Consider the following 18,429-nt stretch of genomic DNA (forward strand, 5'->3'; position numbering starts at 1 on the left):
TAGTGAAAACACTATTGAGCTACATAATGTGGTACGGAAATAAAGCACGTTGTATTAAAGGCTGTAAGCTTGTTATACATTCATGTCCTTTATATCCACCTTTTCATGTGGATTCATAGTTTCATTTTTATTTAGGAGGTACATGACATGCAAACAGGTAAAGTTAAATGGTTTAACGGCGAAAAAGGTTTTGGCTTCATCGAAGTTGAAGGCGGAGAAGACGTATTCGTACATTTCTCAGCTATCCAAGGCGACGGCTTCAAAACTTTAGAAGAAGGTCAAGAAGTTTCTTTCGAAATCGTTGAAGGAAACCGCGGACCACAAGCAGCTAACGTTACAAAAAACTAATTAGCTAGCGATAAAAAGCATTCCGATTTTCGGAATGCTTTTTTTTATTCTTTGGAACTAGATTCATTTGAAGATAATTCGCCCTTAAAGGTACGCTCTTCAAAGTCATCAAGCATTTGTTCATATTCTTCATGTTCCTCTGTAGCGAAAACTTGTGGGTTTTTCCCGTACATATCCGTACCGATAAAGTTTTCAAAATCCTCCACGTAGCCTACGTTTTCTTCACTATTTACATACATGCCATTATAGTTTTTTGAATCTTGTCTTTCTAAATCAGACGGCGTTTCAGATGTTCCGTAATTTGCGACATCTTGCCACGCATCTTCCGCATCGTACTCAACAGAATGGTCCTCATCATGCTTGTGGAAAGAAGGAGACAACACTTCTTCTTCAACTGGTCGTGTATTCATATTTAACTTATTTGTCGCGTGCTGGATGCATGTTGTAGCAGTCGGCATTGCTTCTAATCTTTCAAATGGAATTTCTTCGCCAGACACTTCGCAAATGCCGTACGTACCCGCTTCGATTTTTTGCAGTGCATGTTTTGTATCATCTAGTTGTTTATGCCAAAATTCGATGAGTCCGAAATCTTTTTCTCGTTCGTATAATTCTGTAGCCATATCACCTGGATGGTTGTCATAGCTAGACAGTTCTCCTACTGAATCGCGTTCAGAAGCACGATCTGTATTTTCATGAGTTTGTATCGTTTGCTCTAGTTCTTGTTTTTGTTTTTCTAAAATGGATTTAAATTGACCTATTTGTTGTGGAGTTAACATAGTCGTCCACCTTCCTACAATTCAGTTTCTTTACATAGTATGAGCGTTGAGAGTAGGAATTATGAGATGAATTTCAGATATGAAAAAGGAGCCGCATAAGCAGCTCCTTCTTACCCCGCTATTTGCCGGGCAGTAAAACTCCCACCTACAAATTCGGCTGGAGCAAAGAAGCTAGGTGAGAGATTAACTGCCCGTAAACGCCCGATTGGTGAGGGCTGATAATCAGTGGAAATGAACAACCCCTCCATTGATTAAAGTTTCACTTTATAGGAAATATCCAAGTAATAATCCGATTCCCATTAGGAAACCGAAGATTGTATTTGTTTTTGCTGTTGCAATCATCGCAGGTACCATTTCCATTGGAATGCTTTTGCCGATAAAGCCTTTCGTCGCTTTAAATGCTTTCGGTGCACTTAAAAATACGATAAGCATCCATGGTGATACGATGCCCACGATAATTAAAGCAATTGTCCAAATGTAGGAAACGATGAACATCGAAGCAAGTACACCAACAGCTCTTTCACGTCCAACGAGAATTGCTAACGTTTTACGACCGTTTTCTTTATCGCCATCCAAGTCACGAATATTATTAGCTAGTAAAATGGCACCAATTAAAATGGAGCTTGGAATAGATAGTAAAATGACTTCTGATGTTACAGTGCCAGTTTGAATAAAGAATGAAATCCCAATAATAATGACACCCATAAATAATCCGGCTGTCAACTCTCCAAATGGTGTATATGCAATTGGAAGTGGGCCACCTGTATAAAGGTAAGCAACGGCCATACAAACAAGACCGATTGCAGCAAGCCACCAACTAGAATTCATACAAATATAAACACCTAATAGTATTGCGATGCCGAAAAATCCAAATGCTAAGTTAAGCACTGTTTTTGGCTGAATGCCATCGCGAACGATAGCGCCGCCGATACCAACTGAACCTTCGTGATCAAGTCCTCTTTTATAATCAAAGTATTCATTAAACATGTTTGTTGCTGCTTGAATGAGAAGACAAGCAAGAAGCATCATAAGGAAAAGAGGAAGATGTATTTGATTTATACCTCCGACCTGCATCGAATATGCTGTTCCGATGAAAACAGGTACGAAAGCGGCTGTTAATGTATGGGGACGTAGTAAACTCCACCAGATGCGCCAGCCTGTTTGCTTACTTGGCTTTGGCGCCGTAGGAGAGGAATTCGTTTTGACGTTCATTTCCATGTTGAATCCTCCTTTGGTCACATATTGTACACAACTAAGTGTAGAAAAAGCATCATTTAGTGTCAACGTTTATTTTCTAGGAAGAGAAGGTGAATTTCTCAGAAATGCTAAACGTTGACAGGCCTTTCGTTTGAGGTGTATCTTAAAATCAAGCGTAATTATGACTATTTTTCGCCCATAGGGGGGAGACAATTGTGATTCAAACGAAACAAATAGGCTTGCAAGAAGCTCTTAGTGCAGCCATTAAGCGTGCAACTGATGAAAAAATATTGGTTAGCTTCGTAAAACAAATAGACTGGATGGATCCGCTTCTGTTTTATGCAGCAGGAAAAAGGATTGCATTCGAAAATAGATGTTATTTTGCAGACCCGGCTCAGCATGTAATATTTGCTGGAATTGGCTCTGTTTTCACTATAGCAACTGCTTCTCACAAACGCTTTCAAACTGCTCGTGACGAGTGGGATAAAGTAAAAGAGAAAGCATTTGTACAAAGAGAAAAATACGAATTTGGAACAGGTCCTCTTTTATTTGGTGGATTTTCATTTGACCAAGAAAAAGAGAAAACGGACTTATGGAAAGAATTTGATGATACGACATTTTCACTACCAGCATTTTTATTAACTGTAAAAAATGAAAAAGCATGGTTAACGATGAATACATTTGTCTCAGCAACAGATTGTGCAGAGACTCTTTCTAACGAAATGATTTCTTTAGAAGAGAAAATTTTTTGGGAGAGTAAATGTGCATTAGAAGGATCGAAATTAACAGTTACTTCTAAAGTAGAAGTGGATCCGAAAGGCTGGATGGAGGCCATTGAGAAAGTACAAGATGAAATGAAGCTGGGGAACGTGCAGAAGGTTGTATTAGCGAGGGAGTTAAAAGTAGAGATGGATCATCATATTGATTCTGCTCTTGTCTTAGAAGCACTTCGCATTGGGCAACCGGATTGTTACGTATTTTCTTTTGATTATAAAGGAGCATGCTTCTTAGGAGCGACGCCAGAGAGGTTAATTCGCAAAGAAGATGAGAAGTTTACTTCGATGTGTCTTGCTGGTTCAACTGGTCATGGTCAATCTATAGAAGAAAGTAAGCGAAATAGTAATGCGCTTCTTCATGATGAAAAGAATTTAGCTGAACACGGTTATGTTGTGAATATGATTAGGTCGGTATTAAATGAGCACTGCGAATCCGTTAATATTCCGGAAAGTCCGGGCTTATTAACAACGAAAAACTTAATTCATTTATATACGCCTGTAGAGGCAAAAGGCGATGCGAGTCTTTTAACAATGGTAGAAGAATTACATCCAACACCAGCTCTTGGCGGGACACCTCGTTTGGAAGCGATGAAACTGATTCGTGATGTTGAATTGTTAGACAGAGGATTATATGGCGCACCGATTGGCTGGATAGATGATGAAGGAAATGGTGAGTTTGCGGTTGCACTCCGCTGCGGGTTATTAAATGGCGAGAAAGCATCCTTATTTGCCGGTTGCGGGATTGTAATTGATTCTGTACCGCAACTTGAATATGAAGAAACAAGTTTGAAGTTTAGACCGATGCTTGGTGCTTTGGAGGAATTAATGAAATGAACAATCATATAGAAGCATTATCATATTATTTAGGCGCGTTCGTGGATGAACTGACGCGTCTAAATGTATGTGATGTTGTCATTAGTCCAGGCTCACGGTCAACGCCGATAGCTCTACTAATGGAACAACACGAAGGAATGAACACATATTTACATGTAGATGAAAGATCTGCAGGATTTTTTGCGCTCGGTATCGCAAAAGCGAAAAAACGTCCTGTTGCATTATTGTGTACATCAGGAACGGCAGCAGCTAATTACTATCCAGCTGTATGTGAAGCTTTTCATTCACGAGTGCCGCTTATCGTCTTAACGGCAGATAGACCGCATGAATTAAGAGATGTCGGTGCACCACAAGCGATGAATCAATTCAATTTATACGGTACATTTGTGAAGCAATTTACAGAGATGGCTCTTCCAGAAGCGAGTGAAGCGATGTATCATTACGCTCGCATGACAACGCAGCGTATGATAGCGAATGCTTGTTTAGCGCCGCAAGGACCTGTTCATCTTAATTTTCCAGTACGCGAACCGCTTATCCCGGATTTCTCATTAGAAGGTTTATGGGATAAAGGACGCGGGGAATATACAGGAGTAGTTCAGCAAGGGAACGTGACGATGCCGAGTGAATATGTAGATTCGCTTGTAGGGCGCCTTTCACATATGGAGAAGGGGCTTATTATTTGTGGAGACGATAGTCATTCAGAACTCGCAGCATTTGCGGCAGAATTAGCTGAAAAAACTGGATATCCAATATTGGCAGATCCGCTTTCTAATATTCGTAGCGGACATCACGATAAAACGATGGTAATCGACTGTTATGATACATTTTTACGAAATGAACTGTTAAAAGAAACGTGGAAGCCAGAAGTTATGATTCGCTTTGGTGGTATGCCTGTTTCCAAATCATTAACGCAGTTCATAAAAAAACAAACGAAAGCAGTTCATATCGTTGTTGATGAATCTGGACAATGGAGAGATCCAGCTCTCGTTGCGACAGAAGTTGTCCAAGCAAATGATATTGTATTTTGCAGTGCATTAATAGAAAAAATGCCAGTTATGAAAAAGAATGATTGGTTCGGAATGTGGCAACATATAAACGAAAAAACGAAGGAAACGCTTCGTGAAATGGAAACATATGATACTGCATTTGAAGGGAAAGTTATTACGGATATTGTCCGCGTACTACCAGACGGGGCAACATTCTTTGCGAGTAATAGTATGCCAATTCGTGATACGGATTCATTCTTCTTCACATTGGATAAAAATATTCAAGTTATGGCAAACCGCGGTGTGAATGGGATTGATGGCATCATTTCGACAGCTTTAGGAGCGAGCATTATTTGCGATCCGCTCGTATTAGTGATCGGTGATTTATCCTTTTATCACGACTTAAATGGACTGTTAGCCGCGAAATTACATGAATTAAATATAACAATTGTCGTTGTAAATAATGACGGTGGCGGTATTTTCTCATTCTTACCACAGTATGAGAAAAAGGAACATTTCGAATCATTATTTGGAACACCAATTGGTCTTGATTATGAACACGTTGTTAAAATGTACGGTGGTTCATTTAGCCGTGTAAATGGTTGGGAAAGCTTCCGAGAAGAGGTACAAAAAGGAACGACTACAGAAGGTTTACACGTTGTGGAAATTTGTACGAACCGTGATGAAAACTTAATATTGCACCGGACATTATGGGCAAAAACGATGGACGTGATTACTACATCTTTACAAGGTGAATCGAAATGAACGTAACGCTGCAAGGTGTATCGTATGAATATGAAGTAGTCGGAAGTGGGGAACCACTTCTACTTCTTCATGGTTTTACGGGAAGCATGGAAACGTGGCGTTCTTTTATCCCTTCATGGAGCGAGCAGTTTCAAGTTATTGTAGTAGATCTTGTTGGGCATGGAAAAACAGAAAGTCCCGAAGATGTGAATCATTATGATATTCGAAATGCGGCATTGCAAATGAAAGAACTACTAGATTACCTTCATATTGAAAAAGCGCACGTACTTGGCTATTCAATGGGCGGTAGACTGGCGATTACTCTGGCATGTCTATATCCAGAGTATGTACATTCTCTTTTATTAGAAAATTGTACAGCTGGGCTTGAAAGTGAAGAGGACCAAAAAGAACGTTGTGAAAAGGATGAGCGACTTGCTGATAAAATTGAGCGAGAAGGCATCCGAAGTTTTGTATTAATGTGGGAAAATATTCCGCTATTTGAAACGCAAAAAAGTTTAGCAAAAAACGTACAAGAAGCAGTGCGAAAAGAACGACTTGCTAACAATCCAAAAGGACTTGCCAATAGCTTACGCGGCATGGGAACAGGGGCTCAGCCTTCATGGTGGGATGAGCTACACAACTTGAAAATGCCTGTTCTTTTAATGAACGGGGAGCATGATGAAAAGTTCTTTCGCATATTAAAAGATATCGAAAAATGCGTCTCTGACGCGAAATTTGTCAAAATTGATGGTGCTGGCCATGCAATTCATGTGGAACAACCGGAAAAGTTTGATACAATAGTAAAGGGATTTCTAAAAACTATGCAGTGATACTTTTTTCAGCAAGAAGGAAGCCACGCTTATAGATGAAATCAGAAATATACAAGGAGGTAGTTGTAATGGCTATTGAATGGGTAAAAGAAGGCAATTACGAAGATATTATTTATTCAACATACAATGGTATCGCAAAGATTTCGATTAACCGTCCTGAAGTACATAACGCATTCCGTCCAAAAACGGTAATGGAGTTAATCAACGCTTTTGCACACGCTCGTGATGATGCAAATGTTGGCGTTATCATTTTAACAGGTGAAGGTGGACGTGCATTCTGTTCTGGCGGCGACCAAAAAGTTCGCGGTCATGGTGGATATGTAGGTGACGACCAAATCCCTCGTTTAAACGTATTAGATTTACAACGTCTAATTCGTGCAATTCCTAAACCAGTTATCGCAATGGTAGCAGGTTATGCAATCGGTGGAGGACACGTACTTCATATCGTATGTGACTTAACAATCGCTGCAGACAACGCTGTATTCGGACAAACAGGTCCTAAAGTAGGAAGCTTTGACGGTGGATACGGAGCTGGTTACCTAGCTCGTATGGTAGGCCACAAGAAAGCTCGCGAAATTTGGTACCTATGCCGTCAATATAGTGCACAAGAAGCGCTTGATATGGGCTTAGTAAACACAGTAGTACCATTAGAAGAACTTGAAGCAGAAACAGTACAATGGGCACAAGAAATCTTAGCAAACAGCCCAATGGCACTTCGTTTCCTAAAAGCTGCATTCAACGCAGACACAGACGGTCTAGCTGGTATTCAACAACTAGCTGGAGATGCAACATTATTGTATTACACAACTGACGAAGCAAAAGAAGGTCGCGACGCGTTCAAAGAAAAACGCAGTCCGGACTTCGGTCAATTCCCTCGTTTCCCGTGATCAAACCAAAAGCAGAAGCGGCTTGCTTAGAACAAGAGGGCGTTGGAACTCCTGACATAGAGGCGCTTTTTGCCTCGTAGGAAGGCGTGAAACGACCGACTGTTCTAGCCGATGTAGCTGGATGAAATCAAAAGCGAAAGCAGCTCGTTCAGAATGTGAGGGGGATGGAGCTTCTGACGTAGAGGCGCTTTTTGCCTCGTAGGAAGAAGTGAAGCCACCGAACATTCTAGCTACTGTAGCTGGATGTTTTAAAAGCAGAGCCGACTGTTTAGCCTCGTAGGCTAAGGTTCTTTCGCACAGAAAGTGTACTTTACTTTCTCGTGCGGAAGGTTCTTAGACGGAAGGGGCTAGGAGGCGCAGCTAGATGAGATCAAACCGGAAACAAAACAACTAAGAGACTTGATGTCATATCAAGTCTCTTTCTTTCATGAAAGGAGAATGTATGATGGAGACGATGCCAAATTGGTTAAAGCAACGTGCATTTTTAACACCAGATCGCACTGCAATTGAAATAGAGGAAGAGAAAGTTACTTTCGTGCAGCTGCATGAAAAAGTAGTATCTGTTTGTGAACACCTCACGTATGTAGGAGTGAAGCGTGGGCAAAAGGTGGCTGTTCTGATGAAAAATGGTATGGAGATGATTACAGTTATTCACGCCCTATCTTATGTAGGGGCAGTAGCTGTACTTTTAAATACGCGTCTTTCAAGAGAAGAGCTACTTTGGCAAATGGAGGATGCTGAGGTTGTATGTTTAGTAACGGATCAAGATTTTGAAGCTAAAGATGTTCCTGTATATCCATTCGCCGAAGTGATGAATGGACCGAAGGCGGAAGCCTCTATACAAGAAGAATTCACTTTAGAAGAAGCGATGACAATTATTTATACGTCTGGGACGACTGGGAAACCGAAAGGCGTTATTTTAACGTACGGTAATCACTGGGCAAGCGCGGTAGGCTCTTCGCTTAATTTAGGGCTTCGTGATGATGATTGTTGGTTAGCCTGTATGCCGATGTTCCACGTTGGCGGGTTATCTCTTTTAATGAAAAATATTATGTACGGAATGCGCATTTTACTCGTTCCGAAATATGATGCTGACTTTATTCATAAAGCACTTCAAACGAGAGGCGTAACAATTATTTCTGTCGTTTCTAAAATGTTAACTGACTTATTAGAGAGACTTGGAGAAGAGACATATCCATCTTCTTTACGATGTATGTTACTTGGCGGAGGACCAGCGCCGAAACCGTTACTCGAAACATGTGTAGATAAAGGAATTCCTGTATATCAAACGTACGGTATGACAGAAACGTCGTCGCAAATTTGTACGTTATCCGCGGATTACATGTTAACGAAAGTAGGGTCTGCCGGGAAACCACTATTTCAGTGCCAACTTCGTATTGAAAAAGATGGTGTAGTAGTGCCGCCGTTAGTGGAAGGCGAGATCGTAGTAAAAGGACCGAACGTAACAGGCGGTTATTTTAACCGTGAAGATGCGACGCGCGAAACCATTCAAAATGGATGGCTTCATACTGGTGACCTCGGTTATTTAGACGAAGAAGGATTTTTATACGTATTAGATCGACGCAGTGATTTAATCATTTCTGGCGGAGAGAATATATATCCGGCCCAAATTGAAGAAGTGTTGCTTTCTCATCCGATGGTAGCGGAAGCAGGTGTCGTCGGTATGACTGACGATAAATGGGGACAAGTACCAGCTGCTTTTGTTGTAAAAAATGGGGAGGTAACAGAAGAAGAAATTATTCATTTTTGCGAGGAGAAATTAGCGAAATATAAAGTGCCGAAAAAAGCGTGTTTCTTAGAGGAATTACCACGAAATGCTTCGAAAAAATTGTTAAGACGAGAGCTAAGACAATTAGTGGAGGAGATGTAGTGGAAATAAAAAAAGCGACACTGTATATAACGGAAATGCCACTCGTAATCCCGTTTGCTGCGAGCTACGGGACTTACGAAAAGCGTGAGAGTATTGTTATTGAATTAGAGGATACAGACGGGTACATCGGATTTGGGGAAGTCGTTGCATTTTCTGAACCGTGGTATACGGAAGAAACGGTGAAGACAGCACTACATGTACTGCAAGACTTTTTGTTACCTGATTTATTAAAGGCTGAAATTTCTCATCCGAATGAGGTACCGGGTCTATTTCAACATATAAAAAGAAACCGAATGGCAAAAGCCGGAATAGAGGGGGCTATTTGGGATTTATATGCGAAGCGTCAAAAGAAATCGCTAGCGACAGTTCTTGGAGGAGCTAGCCCTGAAATTGAAGTCGGCGTTGTAATTGGGATCAATACGATTCCGGTTATGTTAAAACAAATCGAGAAGTACGCAGAAGAAGGGTACGAGCGTTTTAAAGTGAAAATAAAGCCAGAGCATGATTACGAATTATTGAAAGAGATTCGTAAAGAGTTCCCGCACATCCCGTTAATGGCTGATGCAAATTCAGCGTATACATTAGCGGATACAGAGAAACTGAAACGACTAGATGAATTTCAATTGATGATGATTGAGCAACCGCTAGCAGATTACGATTTTCTCGATCATGCACAGCTGCAGAAGAAGATTGAAACGCCAATTTGTCTAGACGAAAGTATCCATAGTTTAGAAGACGCACGCGTTGCGATTACACTTGGTAGTTGCCGCATCGTTAACATTAAACCAGGACGATTGGGTGGATTAACAGAGTCAATCCAAATCCATAATTATTGTATGGAGCATAATATACCAGTTTGGTGCGGCGGTATGGTAGAGATGGGGATTTCACGAGCGCAAAATGTGGCCCTTGCCTCATTGCCGAACTTTACGATTCCAGGCGACATATCTGCTTCTAGTAGACATTGGCAGAGGGATATTATTTCACCGGAAGTGACGCTTGAGGGCGGGAAAGTGATGGTGCCGCAAAGCGTTGATGCTGAGTATGAAGTAGATCGCGGAAGGCTGGCGGAAATCACGAAGCAGCGGATTGTGTTTGAACGGTAAATGGAAGTTTCATTAGGATGCCCGCAAGTAGCGAGAGGATTTTGTCGTTCATTGTCGGTAAGTCGATATATTTCAATAATCGCTGATATAATTTTATTTACCAAGGTTACTGTAACGAGTAGCCTTTTCGTATTGTACAAATTGGATAGACTAGTTTACAATCGAGCGTATAAAAATGGAATGAAAAAGGGGGAGTAAAATGAAGCGCATTTCAATTTTAATAGCTGATGATGAGGCGGAAATTGCTGACTTAATTGAGATACATTTAGAAAAAGAAGGGTACCATGTTGTGAAAGCAGGGGATGGAGAAGAGGCGGTTCATATTATTGAAACGCAGCCAATCGACTTAGTAGTTTTAGATATTATGATGCCGAAAATGGATGGTTATGAGGTGACGCGTCAAATTCGCGCGAAACATCATATGCCGATTATTTTTTTAAGCGCGAAAACTTCGGACTTTGATAAGGTGACAGGTCTTGTACTAGGTGCGGATGATTATATGACGAAGCCTTTCACACCAATAGAATTAGTTGCACGTGTAAATGCACAACTGCGTAGGTTTTTTACGTTAAATCAACCGAAAGTAGCGGAGAGTAAATCTGCTTTAGAAATAGGCGGAGTCGTAATTAATCCCGAGCGCAGGACGGTTGATGTGTATGGTGAGCAAATTGAATTAACGCCGAAAGAGTTCGATATTTTATATTTATTAGCGAGTCATCCGAAGAAAGTATACAATGTGGAAAATATTTTTCAGCACGTATGGGCAGACGATTATTATGAAGGTGGAAATACAGTAATGGTACATATTCGTACTTTGCGGAAGAAACTTGGAGAAGATAAAAGAAAGGATAAATTAATAAAAACAGTGTGGGGAGTAGGTTATACTTTCAATGGCTAATATGATGAAAAGTTTTCGATTTAAAATGATTGCCTTATTTGCGTTAAGTATGGTGCTTGCAGCAACTGTAACTTATATAATTTATAAAGGATTGCAGCTGTATTATAAAACGATGGTTCGCTACGAAGAGCCTTTAGCACAATTTAGGTCAATGGTAAGGGAATTTGGAGACATTAACTTCTTTTTAATTTTCTTTATTCCGTTGTCTATTATCTTTTTCTTCTTTTTGACAAAACCGTATTTAAAATACTTTGATGAAATTTCTAATGGGATTCATCATCTTGCGAACGGTAACTTTACGAATAAAGTTCAAGTTTCATCAAATGATGAGTTTGGAAATATCGCGCGTGAAATAAATGTTGCAAGTGAAAAGTTAAAAGAAGCTGTTGAAAGAGGAGATTTTGCTGAAAGTAGTAAAGATCAGCTTGTTGTAAATTTAGCTCATGATTTAAGAACGCCATTAACATCCGTGTTAGGATATTTAGATTTAATTCTTAAAGATGAAAATTTAACAAAAGAACAAATTAAACATTTCTCCACAATTGCATATACAAAATCGCAAAGACTGGAAAGTTTAATTGATGAGCTATTTGAAATTACACGTATGAATTATGGCATGCTAAAGCTGGATAAAAAGCCGATTGATATAAGTGAGTTACTTATACAGTTAGAGGAGGAATTGTATCCGTTATTAGAAAAACATCATTTAGAAGCTAGATTGAATGTGGACCCTCATTTACCGATGCACGGTGATGGAAAATTGTTAGCTAGAGTATTTGAAAACTTGTTAACAAATGCCGTTCGTTACGGATATGATGGGCAATTTGTTGATATGAATGGGTATGTTGATAATAGAGAAGTTGTCGTACAAATTATGAATTATGGAGATAGCATTCCAGAAGAAGATTTACCGTATCTTTTTGATATGTTTTACACAGGTGATAAAGCGAGAACTGAGAACCGTGGCGGGACAGGCCTTGGACTATTCATTGCGAAAAATATTGTCGAGCAGCATAATGGTACGATTTCTGCTGAAAGCAATGTAGTTAGAACGATATTTGAAGTACGATTGCCAAAAGACGAGAATGTAACAATTTAATAAAAATTTAAACTTTACCCCACTTTTTATTTTAATAGTTTTTTCTATTCTATACGTAAGTTACGTTAAGGAGGAACTAGAAATGAAAAAGTGGGTATTTATTTCTTTTTTTATAGCATGCACAGTATGTGTAGGCGTTTATATATCACCTTTATTTCAAAAGGAAATCGATGTTAAAATTGTCGGGAAAGATGAGCTAGTAAAGGCGGCAAACACTGAGAGGAAAGAGATTACGAAGGAACAAATTTATAAGGGTGATTTATTATTAGTTAACAGGGATTATCCAGTAAAAAAAGATAGTATTAGGTCTGATATTATAAATATAAATCATAATAGTGAATTAGTAAGAGGCTATGTAATATTTGATAGAAAACTTCGTTTATCAAAGGATGTTGTGAAAAAGTTTTTGAACGTTGTCGATGCGGCTGGAAAAGAAAGTGTTAACCATTTTTTGATTAGTAGTGGTTATAGAGATTTCCAAGAGCAAAAACAGCTATATGAAAAAATGGGATCTGATTATGCACTTCCAGCAGGATACAGTGAACATAATTTAGGATTATCACTGGACATTGGGTCTACTCAAAAAAAAATGGAGAAAGCGCCTGAAGGAAAATGGATTGAAGAGAACGTATGGAAGCATGGCTTTGTATTACGTTATCCGAAAAATAAAAGTAACATTACTGGAATTCAATATGAGCCATGGCATATCCGTTATGTCGGCCTACCTCATAGCGCAATTATGCAAAAAAAGAATTTTACACTAGAGGAATATTTAGAGTTTTTAAAAGAGGAAAAAGAGGTTTCAACTGAAGTAGAAGGTAAGAAATATACTGTTTCTTATTATAAAGTTTCTGAGAATACGAAAGTGAACGTTCCAGCAAACAAGCAGTATGAAATTTCCGGTAACAATATGGATGGGGTTATTGTGACGGTTCAGGAATAGAGAAAAAGGCTGTGCCATTTGGGACAGCCTTTTCTTATATAAGAAAGGAATTGACGTTTTTTGTCGGTAAATCGATATTCCTTGTCGAATCGTTGATATATTTTGAGTTACGATAGATATAATTAAAAAATCGTTGATATATTGTAAGTTATGATAGATATATTCGAAAAATCGTTGATATAATTTCCTGTACTATCAACATTTTGGAGGAGCATCTTTTTATTTACTTTTAAACATTATAACGTTATATTTACTTCTCCCTTTTTTTGTGTTACGCTAAGCGTGTGAAAGAGATATAAAAAATGAAACTTAAATGTAAGCGTATTCTTATGGCTTCTTATAGAAAAGGGTGGAAATACAATGACAGAACGATTCGTACTACGTAATGTGAAACGTGTGAACGGGGAAGAGATTGACATTGTAATTGAAAATAATAAAATCGCACAGGTGACGAAAGCTGGTGCTGGCGAGGGTGGAACGGTTCTTGATTACTCAGGTACTTACGTATCGAGTGGCTGGATTGATTTACATGTGCATGCTTTTCCAGAGTTTGATCCGTATGGCGATGAGGTGGATGAAATTGGCGTTAAGCAAGGGGTAACGACAATTGTTGATGCGGGTAGCTGCGGAGCTGATCGCATTGCAGATTTAGTAAAAAGTAGAGAACAGGCAAAAACGAATTTATTTGCCTTTTTAAATATTTCTCGCATCGGTTTAAAACGAATTGATGAATTATCCAATATGGAATGGATAGATAAGGAGAAAGTAATAGAAGCAGTAGAAAAGTATAAAGATGTAATCGTTGGGTTAAAGGCGAGAATGAGTAAAAGTGTCGTTTGTGATAGTGGAATTGAACCGCTTCATGTTGCACGCTCTTTATCTCGTGAAACATCATTACCGATTATGGTACATATCGGTTCAGCGCCTCCTCGTATTGAGGAAGTTGTACCTCTTTTAGAAAAAGATGATGTTATTACACATTACTTAAACGGGAAAGAAAATAATTTATTTGATGAAGAAGGCAAACCGCTACCTGTGTTATTAGATGCAGTGAATTGTGGTGTTCATTTAGATGTTGGTCACGGTAATGCTAGTTTTTCTTTTAAAGTAGCAGAGGCGGCGAAGCGTCACGATATTGCTTTTAATACAATTAGTACAGATATTTACCGGAAGAATCGTATACACGGTCCAGTGTATAGTATGGCTCACGTTCTTTCGAAATTCCTTTACTTAGGGTATCCGCTAGATGAAGTAATTGATGCGGTGACGAAAAATGCGGCAGAGTGGCTGAAAAAACCAGAGCTTGGCCGTATTCAAGAAGGCGATATTGCAAACTTAACTTTATTTACGGTGAAAGATGAGAAGGTTACGTTAATTGATTCCGAAGGGGATCAGCGCATTGCTGAAAGAAGAATTGATACGAAAGGGGTTGTAATCAATGGGTCATTCATTGAATGCTAAGTACGGATTAAAAAGAGTAATTAATGCGAGCGGTAGAATGAGTATTTTAGGTGTATCCGCTCCTACAGATACAGTTATGGATGCGATGAAGCATGGTGGACAAAATTATGTAGAAATTGCTGATTTAGTAGATAAAGCGGGAGACCATATTGCGAGAATTCTAGATTCAGAGGCAGCAGTCGTTGTGAATTCAGCATCGAGCGGAATTGCACTTTCTATCGCTGGTATCGTTACAGAAGGAAATCGCCGTAAAAGTGAAAGACTTCATCAAGAAGTGATTGCGAAAAACGAAGTGATTATGTTAAAAGGCCATAACGTTCAATACGGTGCTCCTGTTGAAACGATGATTTATTTAGGTGGCGGTAAACTTGTAGAAGTTGGCTACGCAAATGAAGGGAAAGCAGAGCATATTGAAGATGCGATTGGTGAAAATACAGCAGCGATTCTGTATGTGAAATCCCATCATGCCGTGCAAAAAAATATGATTTCTGTTGAAGAAGCATGGGAAGTTGCGCAGCGAAATAACGTACCACTGATCGTCGATGCAGCAGCTGAAGAAGATATTCAAAAATATGTGAAGTATTCAGACCTTGCCATTTATAGCGGATCAAAGGCGATTGAAGGACCGACTTCTGGTATTGTCGGTGGTAAACGAAAGTATATCGAATGGCTGAAAGTGCAATTACATTGCATTGGAAGAAGTATGAAAGTGGGGAAAGAAACAACTTTCGGCTTACTTCAAGCGCTTGATGAGTACGGAGTAAAAGAAGATAAAAGTGAGCAAGAAAAAGAGTTGTTACAAGTGCTTATGCCGCTTAAAGAATTAAACGGTGTCAATGTAACGATCGTTCAAGATGAAGCAGGAAGAGCGATCTTTAGAGCACGTATTCACATTAACGAGAACGAGTTAAATAAATCAGCAAAAGACGTCGTAACAGCATTACGCGAAGGCGAAATTGCCATTTACACACGTGATTACGGCGTAAGACAAGGATTCTTTGATATTGATCCACGTCCACTTCAAGGTGATGACATACATGTAATTGAAGAAAAAATGAGAGAAATTGTAGGGGGAAACTAAAATGACAAACATTCAAAAGCGTTTTTATAAAGGCCGCGTAGCATTAAATGTATTAGCGAACAATACCCGAAATGCGAAAGATATTTTTGAAGCAGCAGAAGGGTATGTAGTAGTGGGAGTGTTATCAAAAGACTATCCGACAGTAGAAGAAGCAGTAACTGCAATGAAAGCATACGGAAAAGAAATTGATGACGCTGTATCAATCGGGCTAGGGGCAGGAGATAATCGCCAAGCAGCAGTTGTAGCTGAAATTGCGAAGCATTATCCTGGTAGCCATATTAACCAAGTGTTCCCTTCAGTTGGAGCAACGCGAGCAAATCTCGGCGAAAAGGATAGCTGGATTAATAGTTTAGTATCACCAACAGGAAAAGTAGGTTACGTAAATATTTCTACTGGCCCAATTAGTGCGGCTGGAGAAGAAAAAGCAATCGTTCCAATTAAAACAGCGATCGCACTTGTACGTGATATGGGCGGAAATTCATTGAAATACTTCCCGATGAAAGGGCTAGCTCACGAAGAAGAATATCGCGCAGTTGCGAAAGCTTGTGCAGAAGAAGGATTCGCATTAGAGCCAACAGGTGGAATTGATAAAGAAAACTTTGAAACAATTGTACGTATTGCGCTTGAGGCAAATGTAGAGCAAGTTATCCCGCACGTATACTCTTCTATTATTGATAAAGAAACTGGTAATACGAAAGTAGAAGATGTTCGTGAATTATTAGCAGTCGTGAAAAAGCTAGTTGATCAATATGCGTAAGAAAATTGCAGCGTTCGGTGAAGTAATGATGCGCCTGCAAGTACCTGGATATGAATTGTTGTCGCAAGCTAACACGTTAAATTACTCATTTTCAGGTACAGGTGTGAACGTTGTAGCGGCACTTTCTCACTTAGGGCATGAAGGGCTTCTTATTTCAACTTTACCGGAAAATTCGGTTGGAGATGCAGCTGTATCTTACATTCAAAAGTTAGGGATTCAAACTTCTCTTGTTTCAAGAGGTGGTAAATATGTAGGTATGTATTTTTTAGAAAATGGATTCGGTGCACGTGCAAGCCGCGTTACATATTCGAATCGATTAGAAAGTAGCTTCAATACGGCATGTGAAGAAATGTATCAATTTGAAGAAATCGCAAAGGAAATTGATATCGTTCATTTTTGCGGTATTACACTTGCGATGAATGATACTGTGCGTCATCATATGAAATCTTTAGCGAGAGCAGTTAAAGAAAACGGAGGAACCGTCGTTTTTGATTGTAATTATCGTCCCTCACTTTGGGGAGAAGACGGATATGAACAGGCAAAACCGCATTATGAAGAAATGCTAGGGCTTGCTAATATCGTTATGATGAATGAAAAAGATGCGATGTTCGTTCTTGGGATGAAAACAGAAGAGATGGAGCGTGAGGCGCAGCTGCTGGATCTCATTCCAAAGGTAGCTGAAACGTATCATATTGCTACAATCGCTGGTACTCATCGCTCTATTAACAGTGATAATACACATTCGCTTCGCGGGTTTATATGTAAAGATGGATCGTTCACTTTTGCAAAAACACTTACGTTTTCTGTATATGATAGAATAGGTGCTGGAGATGCTTATACGAGCGGAATTATTCATGGCGAGATAAAAGAGTTCGCACCAGAGAAAGCTGTTTCATTTGCGTCAGCAGCTGGAATGCTAGCACATACAATCGTCGGTGATACGCCAATGTCATCAGAGAAAGATATACTTCGGGCAATGACGGCATCAGTAGGTGATGTAGAAAGGTAGTGGGTGTAACAGTGAACGTAACGAGGAAAAAAGGACCATTATATTTACAAATAAAAAATATTATTCGTGATCGCATATTACATGGTGTATATGCGATTCATACGAATATTCCTTCAGAACCGCAATTAGAGGAAGAGTTCAAAGTTAGCAAGATTACAGTACGAAATGCCATTAAAGAACTCGCTCAAGAAGGATACTTGGAAAAAAAAAGCGGTAAAGGAACGAAAGTAATTCGTAATACTTCGGCGACAAAGTTGTCAAAGGGTAAGAAATTTACAGAAGTGTTAGTGGAAGAAGGATATAAAGTACAGAAGAAATTGCTAAAAGCAGAAGTCGTACATAATGAGGAAGGAACAGTGCCATTTCGATTATTCGGGAAAGAGAGTTTCCGTATCGAACGTTTATATACGTTAAATGATACACCGTACATTCATTATACGCACTATTTCTCAGCACACATGGCAAGTACAGATTTATCGGACTTTGATTTACAATCGCTTTATGATTTAGTTGAAGACCGAGGTATACATTTAGAAAACTTCAGAGATGAATTCGCTGTTGGGCTTGCGCCTAGCTTCGTTGCAGAAGTGCTAGGTGAAAAAGAGGGGACAGCGTTATTAAAACGTATGCGCTATTCTTATGATGAAGTTGGCGAAGTAATTGAATATAGCGAAGGCTACTACAATACAGAAATGCAGCATTATGTAGTGAATTATGACGTATAAAAAGAGGGGATGTTCCCTCTTTTTTTATAAAGTAAAACTTTAATTAGTGGAGGAGGGCATCACCCACTAATTATTAGCCCA

Annotated in this window: 17 protein-coding genes; 15 read left to right on the top strand and 2 right to left on the bottom strand. The window is 39.4% G+C overall.

Annotated elements, in window-relative coordinates; all coding sequences use genetic code 11:
• Nucleotides 1-147: 147 nt before the first annotated feature.
• Nucleotides 148-348 carry a cold-shock protein CspD gene (gene cspD, locus N2V92_RS10585; RefSeq protein WP_001193052.1) on the top strand — a complete coding sequence of 67 codons (201 nt, stop codon included), beginning with the start codon at nt 148-150 and terminating at the stop codon, nt 346-348.
• A gap of 44 nt (nt 349-392) precedes the next feature.
• Here cspD and N2V92_RS10590 read toward each other — a convergent pair whose 3' ends face one another.
• Nucleotides 393-1,124, bottom strand: a complete 732-nt coding sequence (locus N2V92_RS10590) for a yteA family sporulation protein (RefSeq protein ID WP_000957354.1) — start codon at nt 1,122-1,124, stop codon at nt 393-395.
• 264 nt (nt 1,125-1,388) lie between these two features.
• Nucleotides 1,389-2,342, bottom strand: a complete 954-nt coding sequence (locus N2V92_RS10595; protein WP_000425770.1) for a 1,4-dihydroxy-2-naphthoate polyprenyltransferase — start codon at nt 2,340-2,342, stop codon at nt 1,389-1,391.
• A 194-nt stretch (nt 2,343-2,536) separates the two neighbouring features.
• Between N2V92_RS10595 and N2V92_RS10600 the strand changes: the two genes are divergently transcribed.
• The 14 genes from N2V92_RS10600 (at nt 2,537) to N2V92_RS10665 (ending at nt 18,348) form a co-directional block, all read left to right on the top strand.
• Nucleotides 2,537-3,931: an isochorismate synthase gene (locus N2V92_RS10600; RefSeq protein WP_000616702.1), complete on the top strand. Its 1,395-nt coding sequence runs from the start codon at nt 2,537-2,539 to the stop codon at nt 3,929-3,931.
• On the top strand, nt 3,928-5,682 hold the full coding sequence (gene menD / locus N2V92_RS10605; RefSeq protein WP_001059211.1) for a 2-succinyl-5-enolpyruvyl-6-hydroxy-3-cyclohexene-1-carboxylic-acid synthase: 1,755 nt from the start codon (nt 3,928-3,930) through the stop codon (nt 5,680-5,682). The genes N2V92_RS10600 and menD overlap by 4 nt, the downstream gene beginning before the upstream one ends.
• Entirely contained in the window at nt 5,679-6,491 is an 813-nt protein-coding gene (gene menH / locus N2V92_RS10610) for a 2-succinyl-6-hydroxy-2,4-cyclohexadiene-1-carboxylate synthase (protein ID WP_001103350.1), read from the top strand. Before menD ends, menH begins: the two co-directional genes overlap by 4 nt.
• Before the next feature lie 68 nt (nt 6,492-6,559).
• The gene (gene menB / locus N2V92_RS10615) at nt 6,560-7,378 is read left to right on the top strand and encodes a 1,4-dihydroxy-2-naphthoyl-CoA synthase (RefSeq protein WP_000963888.1); all 819 of its coding nucleotides are present in this window, start codon (nt 6,560-6,562) and stop codon (nt 7,376-7,378) included.
• 445 nt (nt 7,379-7,823) lie between these two features.
• Nucleotides 7,824-9,269 carry an o-succinylbenzoate--CoA ligase gene (locus N2V92_RS10620; protein WP_000449560.1) on the top strand — a complete coding sequence of 482 codons (1,446 nt, stop codon included), beginning with the start codon at nt 7,824-7,826 and terminating at the stop codon, nt 9,267-9,269.
• Entirely contained in the window at nt 9,269-10,375 is a 1,107-nt protein-coding gene (menC, locus tag N2V92_RS10625; protein WP_016077165.1) for an o-succinylbenzoate synthase, read from the top strand. Before N2V92_RS10620 ends, menC begins: the two co-directional genes overlap by 1 nt.
• Nucleotides 10,376-10,574: 199 nt before the next feature.
• Nucleotides 10,575-11,273: a response regulator transcription factor gene (locus N2V92_RS10630; protein WP_016077166.1), complete on the top strand. Its 699-nt coding sequence runs from the start codon at nt 10,575-10,577 to the stop codon at nt 11,271-11,273.
• Nucleotides 11,266-12,372 (top strand): sensor histidine kinase, encoded by a 1,107-nt coding sequence (locus N2V92_RS10635; protein WP_000002603.1) that lies wholly within the window; start codon nt 11,266-11,268, stop codon nt 12,370-12,372. The genes N2V92_RS10630 and N2V92_RS10635 overlap by 8 nt, the downstream gene beginning before the upstream one ends.
• Nucleotides 12,373-12,454: 82 nt before the next feature.
• Entirely contained in the window at nt 12,455-13,315 is an 861-nt protein-coding gene (locus N2V92_RS10640; protein ID WP_016077167.1) for a D-Ala-D-Ala carboxypeptidase VanY, read from the top strand.
• A gap of 360 nt (nt 13,316-13,675) precedes the next feature.
• The gene (locus N2V92_RS10645; RefSeq protein ID WP_016077168.1) at nt 13,676-14,776 is read left to right on the top strand and encodes an amidohydrolase/deacetylase family metallohydrolase; all 1,101 of its coding nucleotides are present in this window, start codon (nt 13,676-13,678) and stop codon (nt 14,774-14,776) included.
• Nucleotides 14,754-15,857 (top strand): DgaE family pyridoxal phosphate-dependent ammonia lyase, encoded by a 1,104-nt coding sequence (locus N2V92_RS10650; RefSeq protein ID WP_016077169.1) that lies wholly within the window; start codon nt 14,754-14,756, stop codon nt 15,855-15,857. Before N2V92_RS10645 ends, N2V92_RS10650 begins: the two co-directional genes overlap by 23 nt.
• Nucleotide 15,858: 1 nt before the next feature.
• The gene (dagF, locus tag N2V92_RS10655) at nt 15,859-16,614 is read left to right on the top strand and encodes a 2-dehydro-3-deoxy-phosphogluconate aldolase (RefSeq protein WP_000181937.1); all 756 of its coding nucleotides are present in this window, start codon (nt 15,859-15,861) and stop codon (nt 16,612-16,614) included.
• Nucleotides 16,607-17,623, top strand: coding sequence for a sugar kinase (locus N2V92_RS10660; RefSeq protein ID WP_001227513.1), 1,017 nt, complete (start codon nt 16,607-16,609; stop codon nt 17,621-17,623). The genes dagF and N2V92_RS10660 overlap by 8 nt, the downstream gene beginning before the upstream one ends.
• On the top strand, nt 17,623-18,348 hold the full coding sequence (locus N2V92_RS10665) for a GntR family transcriptional regulator (protein ID WP_000539294.1): 726 nt from the start codon (nt 17,623-17,625) through the stop codon (nt 18,346-18,348). The genes N2V92_RS10660 and N2V92_RS10665 overlap by 1 nt, the downstream gene beginning before the upstream one ends.
• Nucleotides 18,349-18,429 lie beyond the last annotated feature (81 nt).

The organism is Bacillus sp. CH_48 (assembly GCF_038008465.1).
GTDB classification, from domain to species: domain Bacteria; phylum Bacillota; class Bacilli; order Bacillales; family Bacillaceae_G; genus Bacillus_A; species Bacillus_A thuringiensis_S.